This window comes from Staphylococcus nepalensis, from assembly GCF_014635045.1.
GTDB classification, from domain to species: Bacteria; Bacillota; Bacilli; order Staphylococcales; family Staphylococcaceae; genus Staphylococcus; species Staphylococcus nepalensis.
In genome coordinates this window covers 49,932-65,799 of record NZ_BMCF01000010.1, presented here as the reverse complement: position 1 = coordinate 65,799, position 15,868 = coordinate 49,932, and the positions used below count along the sequence as shown (strand labels likewise).

Genomic DNA, 15,868 nt, shown 5'->3' with positions numbered 1-15,868 from the left:
ATTTGAGTTTAACTAATTTTAAATCATAGATATTCTAGTTATAATGAATAGACGTTGTGATTTTTGTCACAAATAATTAAAAAAGGTGATATTATGGATTCAGTTGAATTAGCGCGTTTTCTAACTGCAATGACACTTGCAGTTCATATCATATTTGCAACAATTGGTGTAGGCGTGCCATTAATGTTTGCTATTGCTGAATTTTTGGGGATTAAGAAGAATGATCCTCACTATATAACATTAGCTAAAAGATGGTCTAAAGGTTATACGATTACAGTTGCTGTAGGGGTTGTGACTGGTACAATCATAGGATTACAGTTATCCCTATTATGGCCAACATTTATGCAAATGGGTGGTCATGTAATCGCGTTGCCATTATTTATGGAAACATTTGCATTCTTCTTTGAAGCAATTTTCTTAAGTATTTATTTATATACTTGGGATAGATTTAAAAGTAAATGGACACATTTTTTAATTAGCATACCAGTTATTATTGGAGGTTCTTTCTCGGCATTCTTTATTACTGCAGTCAATTCATTTATGAATACGCCAGCTGGTTTTGAAATGAGTAAGGGAAAAATGATTAATGTTGAACCTTGGGTAGCAATGTTTAATGATTCATTTTTTGTAAGATCATTTCACGTTGTAGCTACCGCATTTATGACAATGGCATTTGTATTAGCTGCGATTGCTGCATTTAAGTTAATGAAAAATAAATTTAAAAAAGACGCCGAATATCATAAAAAAGCATTAAAACTAACAATGATTCTTGGAATCGTCTTTACTTTAGGTTCTATGCTAGCCGGTGATTTATCAGCTAAGTTTTTACATCAAGAACAACCAGAGAAGTTAGCTGCATATGAATGGCATTTTGATACAGAATCAAATGCTAATTTAGTGCTTTTTGGAACTTTAGACGAAGAAACTCAAGAAGTTTCCGGTGCAATTAAGTTACCAAGTATACTCAGTTTCTTAGCAGATAATAACGTAAATACTGAAGTTAAAGGATTAAATGATTTTCCAGAAGAATTACATCCGCCAATGATCGTACACTACTACTTTGATTTAATGGTTTCTATGGGTGTCTTCTGTTTAATTATTTCAGCAGCATTTATATTAACGCTATGCTTTAAAAAATTACGGAGATTCACTTATTCCAAACCAATGTTATATGGTGCCTTACTAACTGGGCCAGCAGCTATGCTTGCTATAGAGTTTGGCTGGTTCCTGACAGAACAAGGACGTCAACCATGGATTGTGCGTGGTTATCTAAAAGTAGCTGACGCTGCAACACAAGCAGGCGGCATAACACTCGTGACAGTATTATTTGGTATATTATATCTCATATTGATTGTAACTTCTTCGTATGTATTATTAAGAATGTTTAAGAATAAACCAGCCTATAAAGAGTTTGAAGAACATTCATCAGAAAGAGGTGATGCATAATGGTATTCGCATATATAGGAATCGCAGTTTTATGGATATTCTTATTTTGTTATATTATTGTTGCCTCAATTGATTTTGGTGCTGGTTTCTTTACATTACATGCGAAAATAACAAAGCAAGATAAAAAAATTAATCATTTAATTGCACGTTACCTTAACCCTGTTTGGGAAGTAACTAACGTTTTCTTTGTTTTCTTTTTCGTAGGTATGGTTGGATTTTTTCCAGACTCAGCTAAATATTTCGGTACAGTATTGTTAGTACCTGCTTCAATTGCACTTGTATTATTGTCAATTAGAGGTGGATTCTATGCTTTTGAAAATTATGGGCCAGATACAAAATTACCTTGGTTAGCAATGTATGGTCTAGCTGGGTTATTTATACCGGCTGCTTTAGCTACTACGTTAACAATTTCAGAAGGGGGATATATCACTGGATCAAACAACAATTTGGATTTAAATTGGTTTGAGTTACTCTTAAGTCCATATTCATGGTCAGTAGTATTTTTAGCAATTATATCAGTGCTCTATATTTCGTCTGGATTTTTAACATACTACGCTTCGAAAGCAAATGATAAACCAGCATATAGTTTGTTGAGATATTGGTTCTTATTCTGGGGGCCTCCTATGATAGCCATTTCATTATTTGTCTTTCTATCATTAAGAATACAAAACGAGACCCATTTCTATACGGCAGTATTTGATTATTGGTGGATGTTTGCACTTAGCTTCATTTGTTTTGCAGGTGCCATGTTGCTTACTTTAATGAAAAAATGGCACGGTATCGCATTTATATTAGTTATTTTACAAATGGGCTTTGCGTTCTTTGGATATGGTGTAAGTAAATTACCATATATCTTATATCCTTATATACGTATAGATGAACACGTGGTTAATAGTAGTATGGCAATTGCTTTGATTATTGCATTTATTTTAGGTTTACTTTTACTTATTCCATCGCTAATATTATTATTGAGATTGTTTGTTTTTGATAAAGAATATGTCAAAGGTAAAAAATAAACTCATATATTAAAGTGCTGTAATGATAATTGTTTAAATTATTTAGATTTGATACATTTCAATTATCTTACTGTTTGGAGGACGCATATGGACAAAGAATATGTGGTTATAGGTTTAGGCCGTTTTGGCGGCAGTATTGTCAGAGAATTGAATGCTTTAGATATGGATGTTATGGCAATTGATATGAATGAAGCACGCGTGAATGAATATAGTGATATTGCTACACACGCTGTAATTGCTGACACAACAGATGAAGCAGTAATGAAAAGTTTAGGTATTAGAAATTTTGATCATGTTATTGTAGCTATTGGTGAAAATATCCAGTCAAGCACGTTAACCACTTTAATTTTAAAAGAATTAGGTGTTAAAAAAGTAACTGCTAAAGCTCAAAATGATTATCATGCTAAAATTTTAAATAAAATAGGTGCAGATACAGTCGTTCATCCAGAAAGAGATATGGGAAGAAGAATTGCGCATAATGTAGCAAGTGCGAGCGTTTTAGATTATTTAGAGTTAGCAGATGAACATTCTATTGTTGAAATTAAAGTCAGTGAAAAAATGGCAGGTCAAACGATTATTGAATTAGATATTCGAGCGCAATATGGGATAAGTATCATAGCTGTGAAAAGAGGAAGAGAAATTATTGTTTCACCAGATCCCCATATCAATATTGAAATTGGCGATATTTTAATTATGATTGGCCATGATAATGATTTAAATCGTTTTGAGAAGAAGGTCGTTAGATAATAAATGCACCTAAGTATATTAAAGGTTGAGACTTAAATACGTCTCAGCCTATTTTCATAACATTATAGTAAACAAAATAAAAGCACACGGTTAAGTTATACTTAACCGTGTGCTTTTATTTTAATTTGACTCAGTTGATTGATTGGCTTTGTTATCATCTTTTTTTGATTTTGATTTCTGATTTGGCTTTTTATTATCTTTGTTGTTCGGTTTAGGATTTGTATGTTTATTTTGAGGTTTCGTGTTGTTCTTTTTTGATTTATCCTTTTTATTGTTAGGTTTATTTTGTGTTTTTTTAGTTGAAGAGGGTGAATTACCTTCGTTTACCTTCATGATTACGGGTAGAATCATAGGTTTACGAGCCGTTTTTTCAAATAAATACGGTTGTAATGTCTCTATAATAGATGACTTAATTTGATGCCACTGAATTTCTGGATTTTGGTTTAATTTAGTAATGACATCTGTTTTTATTTTTCGTTGCGCATCATAAATTAATTGTCCAGATTCGCGCATATAAACAAAACCACGAGAGATAATATCCGGACCAGATAAAAGTTTATTTGTCTTAAAGTCTATGCTAACAACTACGATGACTAAACCTTCTTCAGACAATAATTTACGATCGCGGATAACCACATTTCCGATATCTCCAATACCACTACCATCCACTAAGACATTTCCAGAAGGGATTCTTCCAGCTTTCCTAGCAGAGTTGTGCGTTAAAGCTAATACATCTCCAATATCAAAGATAAACACATTGTCTGGGTCAACGCCACATTCTATACCTGATTGACCATGCGCTTTTAACATACGGTACTCACCATGAATAGGAAGGAAGAATTTTGGACGTAATAAACGTAACATAAGTTGTTGATCGCCTTTAGATCCGTGACCAGATGTGTGAATGTTTGATACCTTATTATGAATAACTTCAGCACCAGCACGATACAATGCGTTTATCGTGCGGTTGATACTTTTGGTATTACCTGGAATAGGTGAAGAACTAAACACCACTGTATCTTCAGGAATAATTTTAATTTGCTTATGTGTTCCATTAGCAATTCTTGATAACGCAGCCATTGGTTCACCTTGTGAACCTGTACATAGAATGAGTAGCTCGTGTTTAGGTACACTATTAATTTTATTAGGTTCGATAAATGTTTCAGGTGGCGCTTTGATATAGCCTAACTCCATACCAATTTTGATATTATTTTCCATTGAACGCCCAAATGTCACAATTTTACGATTGTATTTAATTGCAGCTTCGACGGCTTGTTGAACACGATAAATATTTGACGCAAAAGTAGCAAATATGATTCTACCACTACAATTACGGAATATTTTTTCAACGTTCTGACCAACTTCACGTTCACTTAATGTGAAATCTGGAACGAGTGAATTTGTGGAATCTGAAAGTAAGCAAAGCACACCTTCTTCTCCAAGTTTTGCCATTTTCGCCATATTAGCAGGCTCTCCAACGGGAGTAAAATCAAATTTGAAGTCACCAGTATGAACGATATTACCTTCTGGTGTGTTAACAATCACACCATACGATTCCGGGATACTATGCGTTGTTAGATAGAAAGAAACTTCAAAATGTTTAGATTTAATAACACTGCTCTCTTCAATTTCAATAAGTTCAGTGGTTCTTAACAAATGATGTTCTTCCAGTTTATTTCTAATTAAGCCTAAAGCTAATGGTCCACCATATATAGGTACATTAATTTGTTTTAATAGGTAGGGCACACCACCTATATGGTCTTCGTGGCCATGAGTGATAAACAGTCCGACAATTTTATCTTGGTTTTGTTCTAAATAAGTAATATCAGGGATAACATAATCAATACCTAATAAGTTATCATCAGGGAATTTAATACCTGCATCAATGATTACGATTTCATCCTGATACTCTACAGCGTAAGTGTTTTTACCTATTTCACCCAAGCCACCGAGAGCATAAACCGCAACTTCATTTTTGTGAATTTGTTTCATTATTCTGCTTGCTCCACATTAAAGTGATCTGATTGTTTTTCGTATTCTAAATGTGCGCCCTCAAGTTTAGTGATAAACTCGATATTGTAATTACGATCTTTCAAATATCTTCTTACTTGTTCTTCTGATTGTGCTTCAACATAAATCGTTTGTGTGTGTTCTCTTACAACTACTTCATCTTTGTTATGTTGAAAAAATACTTTATATACTGCCATTATATCTATTTCCTCCTAAGTTTTTGTTTAAATTATTTATATAAACCCTGGATTGTATACTTTTTGTGAGTTTCTTAATATTAAATAAAAATAAAGTCACTCAAAACAGTGAATTGAAACTACGTTCATATATATAAAGAGAACATACGAGCATACGCCCAGTATGTTTCTAGGGTCATTTTAAATTCGTTCGATTAGAAAAATACAAATTTCACTATTTTGTATGTTTTCAGTTATTTCTCATTTTACATGATGTAGTCGAATAAATAAAGCAGTTTTATTTTAAGGGTACTTATTATATTACATAAAGTAATTAAGTTAATACAAAGTCCAAGAAAGTCGTTTTAATTAGATGTATTTAAATTTAAAAGCTATCTATCATAAAGCTTGAGTCAATGGTGAAAATTAATTATGATGAAAGGGTGATACATAATTGCAAAGTGTTTAATATAGAAAGAAACATAGATATTAGGTGAAGGTGATTGCTATGGACAAAGTAAAACGTATTTTAGAAGATATCAAGAATGAGAAACAACGAACTGACAAAGTATTTCAAGATATTACATTTGAAGTGCGTGCAGAACAAGTTATTATGTTTTTTAATTATAATGAAATTATCGATACAGTAAATGAAGACCAAAATTATCTAAAACATAACCATGACCCTGAATTCATTGATATTCAAGAACTGAATACATTGAAAAAAGAATTAACAGCATTAAATATTTCATTTCATGAGAGAAGAGACGACTTTATGTAAAAAAACTGTTAGTAAGCATGTGGATTAACACATTTACTAACAGTTCTTTTTTATACTTCTACTGCATCTTCATGTGGTTGCAGCGGATGATTGGGGTCAATATGATCATAAAACATGATACCATTAATATGGTCAATTTCGTGTTGTACGACAACAGCTGGATAGCCTTTTAAACGTAATTTGATATCATTGCCGTCTATATCTTTAGCTTTAACTGTGATTCTAAATTTACGATGAACGAGCCCGGGGATGTTTTCATCTACACTTAAGCAACCTTCTCCAGTTGGTAAGTATGCTTCTTGAATACTGTGGCTCATGATTTTAGGGTTTACTAACATTAAGTCATAACTTTTACCTTCTCCGTCATCAGGTAAATACACAGCAATCATTTTTTTAGATACATTAATTTGTGGTGCTGCTAACCCGACGCCAGAACGTAAACCATATTTATTAGCTGTTTCTTCATCTTGACTATTGATTAGAAATTCTCTCATAGATTTTAAGGTTTCTTTATCTTCATTTGATAAAGGAACTTCGACTTCTTTAGCTTTTTCACGAAGTGTAGGGTGACCATCGCGAATAATATCTTTCATTGTTAACATTTGTTCATACACCTTCCTTAATATAAAATATACCAAAGATTACTAGTTGAAATACAGTGATAAATTTGATTTATTAAAATTTATTATATAATATAACACACGGAAAAGGAGGATTACTCAAAAATGAAATTAAAACTCGGTATAGGTGCATTACTTGCTTCAACAGTACTTGTAGCTGGATGTACAACTGATAAAGACGAAATAAAAGATTACAACGAAAAAATACAACAAGCTTTTGATAAAGAAAAACCAGTTTCTTCTGTAGGAAAAAAACTTAACGATCTTGAACAAGAAAAACAAAAATTAGTTGAAGAAATAAATGGAAAAGATCAACAAGAGGCGAAAGAAACTTCTCAAAAAATTGTAGGTAACGTTAAAGATAGACAAGAAGCATTTGAAAAAGAAGAACAAGCTTTAGATAATTCAGAAAAAGAATTTAAAAAGGCACAAAAGCATTTAGATAATATCAGTGATAAAGATAAGAAAAAAGAAGTGAAAGAATTAAATGATGCATTAAAGGATAAATATAAAGCACACGACGATTATGCTAAGTCATATAAAAACATTATGAGCAAAGAAAAAGATTTATTTGAATATGGGGCTGGAGACCAAGCAAATCAAGAAGAAATGAATCAAAAAACGGAAGCAGTATCCAAATCATATAAAGATATGGATAAATCATTTAATAAATACAAAGACGCAATGGAAAAAGTAAATAAAGAAAAACAGGACGTAGATAATTTAAATTAAATCTATAGTGCTATAAATTTGAAATTTTGCTTATTTAACTATAGCATAATAAATGAGGGCGCTTACATTTTTAAGGGATATTACAACCCATATTTCAAAAATACAGGTAGTACAGCATGACGAAAATTAGTAGTACAGATTAAAAACTGTACCGGTTTATAGTACTACAGAACTTTTCTTATTTGTTTAACAGCGGAATAGTTTTGTGGTACAATATGAAAGGATAAAATGAATTTCTATTATACGGGAAAGGTATGGTGAATTGAATGGCTCCGAAATTGAAAGCCCAATTCGATGCAGAGAAAGTATTGAAAGATACTGAATCTCAATTTGAAATGATCCAAATTTTGGATGAAGACGGTAATGTCGTTAATAAAGATCTAGTACCAGATTTATCAGACGAGCAATTAGTAGAATTAATGGAAAGAATGGTTTGGACACGTATCCTTGACCAACGTTCTATTTCACTAAATAGACAAGGTAGATTAGGTTTCTATGCTCCTACAGCTGGACAAGAAGCTTCTCAATTAGCTTCTCAATATGCTTTAGAACAAGAAGACTTTATCTTACCAGGTTATCGTGATGTACCACAATTAATTTGGCAAGGTTTACCATTAACTGAAGCGTTCCTATTCTCTAGAGGTCACTTTAAAGGGAATAGAATGCCTGAAGGAGTTAATGCATTAAGCCCACAAATTATTATCGGTGCTCAATATGTACAAACGGCTGGTGTTGCACTAGGACTTAAAAAACGCGGCAAGCAAGCTGTAGCAATCACATACACTGGTGATGGTGGTTCGTCACAAGGTGATTTCTATGAAGGTATCAACTTTGCTTCTGCTTACAAAGCGCCTGCAATCTTTGTAATCCAAAACAATAACTATGCGATTTCTACACCACGTAGTAAACAAACAGCTGCTGAAACTTTAGCACAAAAAGCGATTTCAGTTGGTATTCCAGGACTCCAAGTGGACGGTATGGATGCATTAGCAGTGTATCAAGCAACTAAAGAAGCGCGTGACCGTGCTGTGAACGGTGAGGGACCAACGCTAATTGAAACAATCACTTATCGTTATGGCCCGCATACAATGGCTGGTGACGACCCAACGAAATATAGAACTTCAGATGAAGATTCTGAATGGGAGAAAAAAGATCCATTAGTTCGTTTCAGAAAATATCTTGAAGGTAAAGGTCTATGGACTGAAGAGAAAGAAAACGGAGTAATCGATCGTGCGAAAGCTGAAATTAAAACTGCTATTAAAGAAGCGGACAATACAGAAAAACAAAAAGTAACAGACTTGATGGAAAATATGTATGAAGCAATGCCTCAACATTTAGCAGAACAATATGAAATCTATAAAGAGAAGGAGTCGAAGTAACCGATGGCACAAATGACAATGGTTCAAGCGATTAATAACGCGCTTAAAACCGAATTACAAAATGATGAAAATGTCTTACTTTTCGGTGAAGACGTCGGCGTTAACGGTGGTGTATTCCGTGTAACTGAAGGATTACAAAAAGAATTCGGTGAAGACCGTGTGTTTGATACACCGTTAGCAGAATCTGGAATCGGTGGTTTAGCTTTAGGTTTAACTACACAAGGCTATCGTCCAGTTATGGAAATCCAATTCTTAGGATTCGTATTTGAAGCATTTGACTCTGTTGCAGGTCAAATCGCACGTACACGTTTCCGTTCTGGTAACTCAAAACAAGCACCAGTAACAATTCGTGCGCCATTTGGTGGCGGCGTGCATACACCAGAATTACACGCAGATAATTTAGAAGGTATTTTAGCTCAATCACCAGGTTTAAATGTAGTTATTCCATCTAACCCTTATGACGCTAAAGGTTTATTAATTTCTGCAATTAGAAGTAACGATCCAGTTGTATATTTAGAACATATGAAATTATATCGTTCATTCCGTGAAGAAGTCCCAGAGGAAGAATATACAGTTGAAATCGGCAAAGCTAACGTTAAACAAGAAGGTAATGATCTTACTTTAATCGCTTATGGTGCAATGGTACAAGAATCATTAAAAGCTGCAGAAGAATTAGAAAAAGAAGGCTATTCAGTAGAAGTTATCGATTTACGTACGGTGCAACCTATTGATATAGAAACGCTTGTTGCTTCAGTTGAGAAAACTGGTCGCGCAGTTGTTGTTCAAGAAGCGCAACGTCAAGCTGGTGTTGGTGCAACAGTTGCTTCAGAATTAGCTGAACGTGCTATTCTTTCATTAGAGGCACCAATTGCGCGTGTAGCAGCTGCTGATACGGTTTATCCGTTTACTCAAGCTGAAAACGTTTGGTTACCAAACAAAAATGATATCATTGAAAAAGCAAAAGCAACATTAGAATTCTAATTTATAAATAAAAAAGTTTGGGATATCTGTCACAATGTTATCCCAACTTCATTTGTTTTTATTAAAAGAAAGCATGAGATAGTGAATAATAAATTCAACTCTCATTTTATCATTTGTGACTAAATATGAACTTTTTAGGAGGATAATAACGTGGCATTTGAATTTAAACTACCCGATATTGGTGAAGGTATCCACGAAGGTGAAATTGTAAAATGGTTTGTTAAAGCTGGAGATAACATCGAAGAAGATGATGTTTTAGCTGAAGTACAAAATGACAAATCAGTAGTAGAAATCCCATCACCTGTTTCAGGAACAATTGAAGAAGTACTAGTAGATGAAGGTACTGTAGCAGTTGTGGGTGACACAATCGTTAAAATCGACGCGCCTGATGCAGAAGATATGGAATTTAAAGGTAGCGACAGTGATGAATCTGCAAGCGAAGCAGAATCAGAATCTGAAAAAGAAGAAAAAACTGAAGCACCTGCTCAATCATCAAATGATGAAGATGTAGATGAAAATAAACGCGTTAAAGCAATGCCTTCAGTACGTAAATATGCACGTGAAAATGGTATTAATATTAAAGCAGTTGTAGCTTCTGGTAAAAATGGTCGCACAACTAAAGAAGACATTGATGCGTACTTAAATGGAGAGACAAGTACAGCTTCAGCTGAAAGTACATCAGAAGCTACTGAAGAAACTACAGCTAGTTCTGCACAATCAGCACCAGTTGCTACTGAAGGAGAATTCCCAGAAACAACTGAAAAAATTCCTGCAATGCGTAAAGCAATTGCTAAAGCAATGGTTAATTCTAAACACACTGCGCCTCACGTGACTTTAATGGATGAAATCGATGTTCAAGAATTATGGGATCACCGTAAAAAATTCAAAGAAGTTGCGGCTGAGCAAGGTACTAAATTAACTTTCTTACCATATGTAGTGAAAGCACTTGTTTCTGCACTTAAAAAATACCCAGCACTTAACACAGAATTCAATGAAGAAGCTGGCGAAATTGTACAAAAACATTATTGGAATATCGGTATTGCAGCTGATACTGACAGAGGCTTATTAGTACCTGTTGTTAAACATGCTGACCGTAAATCTATGTTCCAAATTTCAGATGAAATTAATGAATTAGCTGTGAAAGCACGTGATGGTAAATTGACTTCAGATGAAATGAAAGATGCGACTTGTACAATTAGTAATATTGGTTCAGCTGGTGGTCAATGGTTCACTCCTGTTATAAATCACCCAGAAGTTGCTATCTTAGGTATTGGTCGTATTGCCCAAAAACCTATTGTTAAAGACGGAGAAATTATAGCTGCTCCAGTATTATCATTATCATTAAGCTTTGACCATAGACAAATTGATGGTGCGACTGGACAAAATGCTATGAACCATATCAAACGTTTATTAAATAATCCAGAATTATTATTAATGGAGGGGTAAAACATGGTAGTTGGAGATTTCCCAATTGAAACAGATACTATTGTAATCGGAGCCGGACCTGGAGGATATGTTGCAGCAATTCGCGCAGCTCAATTAGGTCAAAAAGTAACAATCGTTGAAAAAGGCGAATTAGGTGGCGTATGTCTTAACGTTGGTTGTATCCCATCAAAAGCATTATTACATGCATCTCACCGTTATAATGAAACTCAAAACTCTGAAGATTTAGGTGTTATTGCTGAAAGTGTTTCACTTAAATTTGATAAAGTTCAAGAATTCAAGCAATCAGTTGTTAAAAAATTAACTGGTGGTGTTGAAGGACTATTAAAAGGTAATAAAGTAGAAATCGTTAAAGGTGAAGCTTATTTTGTAGATAATAACAGCTTACGCGTTATGGACGAAAAAAGTGCTCAAACTTATAACTTTAAAAACGCGATTATTGCAACTGGTTCTAGACCAATTGAAATCCCTAACTTCAAATTCGGTAACCGCGTAATCGATTCAACTGGCGCTTTAAATTTACAAGAAGTTCCTGGTAAATTAGTTGTCGTTGGTGGCGGTTATATTGGTTCTGAATTAGGTACTGCTTTTGCTAACTTTGGTTCAGAAGTTACGATTTTAGAAGGTGCAAAAGACATACTAGGTGGCTTTGAAAAACAAATGACGCAACCTGTTAAAAAAGGTATGAAAGAAAAAGGCGTTGAAATTGTAACTGAAGCGATGGCAAAATCTGCTGAAGAAACTGACGATGGCGTTAAAGTAACATATGAAGTTAAAGGCGAAGAACAAACAATCGATGCAGACTATGTACTGGTAACTGTTGGTCGTCGCCCAAACACTGATGAGTTAGGTTTAGAAGAAATTGGTCTTAAATTTGCTGATCGTGGATTATTAGAAGTAGATAAACAAAGCCGTACTTCTGCTGAAAATATCTTTGCAATTGGTGATATCGTTCCTGGATTACCATTAGCACATAAAGCTAGTTATGAAGCGAAAGTAGCTGCTGAAGTTATTTCCGGTGAAGCATCTGAAGTTGATTACATCGGTATGCCAGCTGTATGTTTCACTGAACCAGAACTTGCACAAGTAGGTTATACTGAAGCACAAGCTAAAGAAGAAGGATTAGAAGTTACTGCTTCTAAATTCCCTTATGCAGCTAACGGCCGTGCATTATCATTAGATGACACAACCGGTTTTGTTAAATTAATAACACTTAAAGAAGATAATACATTAGTAGGTGCTCAAGTAGTTGGTACTGGCGCTTCTGATATTATCTCTGAGTTAGGTTTAGCAATTGAAGCTGGTATGAACGCAGAAGACTTAGCATTAACTGTACATGCGCACCCAACATTAGGTGAAATGTCTATGGAAGCTGCTGAGAAAGCTTTAGGATTACCAGTTCATACTATGTAATTAAAGCAATTTTTATATAAAAGACAAAGTGCTAGTGATTAATTGTTTCCATTTCAACTTATTTAGAAATCGGCATATCATAGTAGATGATTTATTTTAAATAATTTAATGTGCACTTTTAAGCAATATAGCATCTTTGTAGGGGCGGGCATATGAAATCAATTTCTTAAATTTGGTTTCTGTTCCGTCCTTTTTTAAATTAAATCTTAAAAATTCGGCATATAATAGGTAACATAAAGGTGGGTTAGTATATGGAGTATTCATACCCCTTAGACCTTGATTGGTCTAATGAAGAAATGTTGCAGGTGGTGGCTTTTTTTAATGCAATAGAGAAGTATTACGAATCGCAAGTTGAAGGCGAAGACCTTTTAAATCGTTATCAGCAATTTAAAAATATTGTCCCAAGCAAGGCTGAAGAAAAACAAATTTTTAAAACATTTGAAAAACAAAGTGGTTATAATAGTTATCAAGCAGTAAAGTCCGTTCAAACATCGCCTAACCAAAAATATTTCAGTTCAAAAGAAAAATAAGTGTTGTCATACAGGCTATACTTTGATATTTTTATTAAGCGCTAAAAAACGTTTAATAAAAGTAAATAAAGTATAGCCTTTTTTGAAGTAATTGAAAGTGTGTGTGTCAAAATAGATTGTAAACGATAATAAATATGAATAAATTAATTGATTTGTCATTAAGAATATAAGGGAAAACTCAAAAGTCTAAGAAGGGTAAAACAGTGCGTTCAAGAAAAAATCGTAGAAAATTTAATTTATCAAACGTTTTTCAGTATTGAAAGTGAATGTGCACTACCAATATGGAAAAATTTTTTAATATATTATAAGTTTTAGTACAATACATACTAAAATTTTAAAAACCTAGTGTTTAAAAAGTGAGACATAAAAGAGGTATAAAATTCATTATGAAAAACTTGAGAAGAGATGATCAATTAAATTGAAGCCGCACAACCAAATGGTTTTAAACAGAGGCGCTATTAGTTACTTTGAAACCTAATACTTTATATAAAATTTTGGTACCTCTGATTCTGATACATTGAATTTTTGTCTCTAAGGCAAAGCGTTATTTTTATTGGATAGGCGTGATAATCGATATGCTGAAGAAAGAGACTTATTATAATTTAAATCAAGTCAAACTAAATACATAAATTAAAAAATATGGTGTCAAGGTACGTAAAAATGATAGCTATTACAACAGTATTATATTTATAGGAGGATAAAGTATGACCCCCTTATTAACATTCCAATCCGTTAGTAAATCCTATGGAGAATCCCAAGTTTTAAATGATATAGATTTGAATATCGACTCTAGTCATTTTTACACATTATTAGGGCCTTCTGGTTACGGGAAAACTACAATACTTAAACTTATCGTAGGCTTTGAACAAGTTGATAGTGGTGAAATCATATACAAAGGTAAAACGATTAATCACATTCCTGCTAACAAGAGAAAAGTAAATACTGTTTTTCAAGATTACGCGTTATTCTCACACTTAAATGTTTTTGATAATATCGCATTTGGTTTAAAAATTAAAAAGCTAAGCAAACAAGTAATTAAGGCTAAAGTGCAAGAAGCTTTAAAATTAGTGAAATTAACTGGGTTTGAAAATAGAATGGTTGACGGCATGAGTGGTGGACAAAACAACGTATTGCAATCGCCCGGGCTATAGTGAATGAGCCTGAGATTTTACTTCTAGATGAATCGTTGTCTGCATTAGATTTAAAGTTAAGAACTGAGATGCAATATGAATTAAGGGATATACAATCAAGGTTAGGTATTACTTTTATATTTGTCACACATGATCAAGAAGAAGCATTAGCATTGAGTGATTATATTTTTGTAATGAAAGATGGAAAAATACAACAATTTGGATCGCCTATAGATATTTACGATGAACCAGTGAATCGATTTGTTGCTGACTTTATTGGAGAATCTAATATCGTAAAAGGAACAATGGTTGAAGATTTTGTGGTAGATATTTACGGACAAGTATTCAATTGTATTGATAAAGGCATCCCTACACAACAACAAGTCGATGTCATCATTCGTCCAGAAGACATATCTTTGGAACCGCCTAATCATGGGTTATTTGAAGTCACTGTCGATTCTATGTTATTTAGGGGCGTCCACTATGAGATGAATTGTGTTGATAAAAAAGGCTATGAATGGCTGATTCATTCTACTAAAAAAGCTGAGGTTGGCAGTAAAGTAAGTTTATACTTCGAACCTGAAGCCATTCATATCATGGTACCTGGTGAGACTGAAGAAGCATTTGATAAACGAATTGAAAGTTATGAGGATGGTAACAATGCGCAAAATTAATGGTTATTTATTTATACCATATATATTGTGGATGCTTCTTTTTGTTGTTATTCCTGTGATTCTGCTTATCTACTTTTCAATGATTGATATTCATGGTCATTTCAATTTAGATAATTATAAACAAATCATGACCACAAAATATTTTAGAATGATTTGGGATTCTATCATGTATGCTACGGCGATCACAATAATGACTTTATGCATTAGTTATCCAGCAGCTTATTTCATTCGAATATCTAAATATCAAAGTCTTTGGTTGCTTATCCTAATTATACCTACTTGGATTAATTTACTACTGAAGACCTATGCATTTATTGGTTTGTTCAGTCATGATGGTATTATCAACCGAATATTATATGGTTTGCACTTGCCTAAATTGGAACTATTATTTACTGTGCCTGCTTTTTTAATCGTTGCCAGTTATATTTACATTCCATTTATGATTCTACCTATCTTTAATAGTATGAAAGACATTCCTAACAACTTGTTACAAGCTTCAAGTGATCTCGGTGCTAGTCGGTTAATAATATTTAGAAAAGTGATTGCTCCTTTGACGAAACGAGGTGTATTAACGGGTGTCCAAGTTACTTTTATCCCTGCGCTTTCACTATTTATGATTACAAGATTAATTGCAGGTAATAAAGTGATTAATATGGGTACAGCTATTGAGGAACAATTCTTAGTTATTCAAAATTATGGCATGGGGTCAACGATAGCATTGTTTCTGATTCTCTTTATGGCATTTGTCTTAATTATAACTAATACAAAAAATACAATTGTAAAAGGATGA

General features: G+C 33.4%; 14 protein-coding genes and 1 pseudogene. 12 read left to right on the top strand and 3 right to left on the bottom strand.

Features of this window, described 5'->3' with window-relative positions; genetic code table 11:
• Nucleotides 1-93: 93 nt before the first annotated feature.
• The 3 genes from IEU88_RS12495 (at nucleotide 94) to IEU88_RS12485 (ending at nucleotide 3,209) form a co-directional block, all read left to right on the top strand.
• Nucleotides 94-1,446, top strand: coding sequence for a cytochrome ubiquinol oxidase subunit I (locus tag IEU88_RS12495; protein ID WP_096810408.1), 1,353 nt, complete (start codon nucleotides 94-96; stop codon nucleotides 1,444-1,446).
• Nucleotides 1,446-2,462, top strand: a complete 1,017-nt coding sequence (locus tag IEU88_RS12490; RefSeq protein WP_096810407.1) for a cytochrome d ubiquinol oxidase subunit II — start codon at nucleotides 1,446-1,448, stop codon at nucleotides 2,460-2,462. The genes IEU88_RS12495 and IEU88_RS12490 overlap by 1 nt, the downstream gene beginning before the upstream one ends.
• Before the next feature lie 87 nt (nucleotides 2,463-2,549).
• The gene (locus IEU88_RS12485; RefSeq protein ID WP_096810406.1) at nucleotides 2,550-3,209 is read left to right on the top strand and encodes a potassium channel family protein; all 660 of its coding nucleotides are present in this window, start codon (nucleotides 2,550-2,552) and stop codon (nucleotides 3,207-3,209) included.
• Between the two features lie 120 nt (nucleotides 3,210-3,329).
• Here IEU88_RS12485 and rnjA read toward each other — a convergent pair whose 3' ends face one another.
• Nucleotides 3,330-5,201, bottom strand: coding sequence for a ribonuclease J1 (rnjA, locus tag IEU88_RS12480; RefSeq protein WP_096810405.1), 1,872 nt, complete (start codon nucleotides 5,199-5,201; stop codon nucleotides 3,330-3,332).
• On the bottom strand, nucleotides 5,201-5,416 hold the full coding sequence (locus IEU88_RS12475; RefSeq protein ID WP_096810404.1) for a DNA-dependent RNA polymerase subunit epsilon: 216 nt from the start codon (nucleotides 5,414-5,416) through the stop codon (nucleotides 5,201-5,203). Before IEU88_RS12475 ends, rnjA begins: the two co-directional genes overlap by 1 nt.
• A 487-nt stretch (nucleotides 5,417-5,903) precedes the next feature.
• On the opposite strand from IEU88_RS12475, the gene IEU88_RS12470 reads away from it, so the two are divergent.
• Nucleotides 5,904-6,176 (top strand): hypothetical protein, encoded by a 273-nt coding sequence (locus IEU88_RS12470; protein ID WP_096810403.1) that lies wholly within the window; start codon nucleotides 5,904-5,906, stop codon nucleotides 6,174-6,176.
• Between the two features lie 50 nt (nucleotides 6,177-6,226).
• On the opposite strand, the gene def is transcribed toward IEU88_RS12470, so the two are convergent.
• A complete protein-coding gene (gene def / locus IEU88_RS12465) occupies nucleotides 6,227-6,778 on the bottom strand; it encodes a peptide deformylase (protein WP_096810402.1) in 552 nt (183 codons plus the stop codon).
• Nucleotides 6,779-6,901: 123 nt separating this feature from the next.
• Between def and IEU88_RS12460 the strand changes: the two genes are divergently transcribed.
• The 8 genes and pseudogenes from IEU88_RS12460 to IEU88_RS12425 all read left to right on the top strand — a co-directional run bounded on the left by IEU88_RS12460 (nucleotide 6,902) and on the right by IEU88_RS12425 (nucleotide 15,868).
• Nucleotides 6,902-7,528: a YkyA family protein gene (locus IEU88_RS12460; protein ID WP_096810401.1), complete on the top strand. Its 627-nt coding sequence runs from the start codon at nucleotides 6,902-6,904 to the stop codon at nucleotides 7,526-7,528.
• Nucleotides 7,529-7,794: 266 nt separating this feature from the next.
• Nucleotides 7,795-8,907, top strand: coding sequence for a pyruvate dehydrogenase (acetyl-transferring) E1 component subunit alpha (gene pdhA, locus IEU88_RS12455; protein WP_103372892.1), 1,113 nt, complete (start codon nucleotides 7,795-7,797; stop codon nucleotides 8,905-8,907).
• Nucleotides 8,908-8,910: 3 nt separating this feature from the next.
• The gene (locus tag IEU88_RS12450; protein ID WP_096810399.1) at nucleotides 8,911-9,888 is read left to right on the top strand and encodes an alpha-ketoacid dehydrogenase subunit beta; all 978 of its coding nucleotides are present in this window, start codon (nucleotides 8,911-8,913) and stop codon (nucleotides 9,886-9,888) included.
• A gap of 150 nt (nucleotides 9,889-10,038) precedes the next feature.
• Nucleotides 10,039-11,334: a dihydrolipoamide acetyltransferase family protein gene (locus IEU88_RS12445; RefSeq protein ID WP_103372891.1), complete on the top strand. Its 1,296-nt coding sequence runs from the start codon at nucleotides 10,039-10,041 to the stop codon at nucleotides 11,332-11,334.
• A gap of 3 nt (nucleotides 11,335-11,337) precedes the next feature.
• A complete protein-coding gene (gene lpdA, locus IEU88_RS12440; protein ID WP_096810397.1) occupies nucleotides 11,338-12,744 on the top strand; it encodes a dihydrolipoyl dehydrogenase in 1,407 nt (468 codons plus the stop codon).
• A gap of 251 nt (nucleotides 12,745-12,995) precedes the next feature.
• Complete coding sequence (locus IEU88_RS12435) at nucleotides 12,996-13,274, top strand: UPF0223 family protein (protein ID WP_096810396.1); 279 nt, start codon at nucleotides 12,996-12,998, stop codon at nucleotides 13,272-13,274.
• A 704-nt stretch (nucleotides 13,275-13,978) separates the two neighbouring features.
• A pseudogene (locus IEU88_RS12430) lies at nucleotides 13,979-15,078 on the top strand (ABC transporter ATP-binding protein).
• The gene (locus IEU88_RS12425; RefSeq protein WP_103372890.1) at nucleotides 15,065-15,868 is read left to right on the top strand and encodes an ABC transporter permease; all 804 of its coding nucleotides are present in this window, start codon (nucleotides 15,065-15,067) and stop codon (nucleotides 15,866-15,868) included. Before IEU88_RS12430 ends, IEU88_RS12425 begins: the two are co-directional and overlap by 14 nt.

Bases quoted from the DNA above. Each gene is read 5' to 3' on its own strand.
- IEU88_RS12495 (WP_096810408.1), top strand. From the start codon at position 94: ATGGATTCAGTTGAATTAGCGCGTTTTCTAACTGCAATGACACTTGCA.
- IEU88_RS12490 (WP_096810407.1), top strand. From the start codon at position 1,446: ATGGTATTCGCATATATAGGAATCGCAGTTTTATGGATATTCTTATTT.
- IEU88_RS12485 (WP_096810406.1), top strand. From the start codon at position 2,550: ATGGACAAAGAATATGTGGTTATAGGTTTAGGCCGTTTTGGCGGCAGT.
- rnjA (WP_096810405.1), bottom strand. From the start codon at position 5,201: ATGAAACAAATTCACAAAAATGAAGTTGCGGTTTATGCTCTCGGTGGC.
- IEU88_RS12475 (WP_096810404.1), bottom strand. From the start codon at position 5,416: ATGGCAGTATATAAAGTATTTTTTCAACATAACAAAGATGAAGTAGTT.
- IEU88_RS12470 (WP_096810403.1), top strand. From the start codon at position 5,904: ATGGACAAAGTAAAACGTATTTTAGAAGATATCAAGAATGAGAAACAA.
- def (WP_096810402.1), bottom strand. From the start codon at position 6,778: ATGTTAACAATGAAAGATATTATTCGCGATGGTCACCCTACACTTCGT.
- IEU88_RS12460 (WP_096810401.1), top strand. From the start codon at position 6,902: ATGAAATTAAAACTCGGTATAGGTGCATTACTTGCTTCAACAGTACTT.
- pdhA (WP_103372892.1), top strand. From the start codon at position 7,795: ATGGCTCCGAAATTGAAAGCCCAATTCGATGCAGAGAAAGTATTGAAA.
- IEU88_RS12450 (WP_096810399.1), top strand. From the start codon at position 8,911: ATGGCACAAATGACAATGGTTCAAGCGATTAATAACGCGCTTAAAACC.
- lpdA (WP_096810397.1), top strand. From the start codon at position 11,338: ATGGTAGTTGGAGATTTCCCAATTGAAACAGATACTATTGTAATCGGA.
- IEU88_RS12435 (WP_096810396.1), top strand. From the start codon at position 12,996: ATGGAGTATTCATACCCCTTAGACCTTGATTGGTCTAATGAAGAAATG.
- IEU88_RS12425 (WP_103372890.1), top strand. From the start codon at position 15,065: ATGCGCAAAATTAATGGTTATTTATTTATACCATATATATTGTGGATG.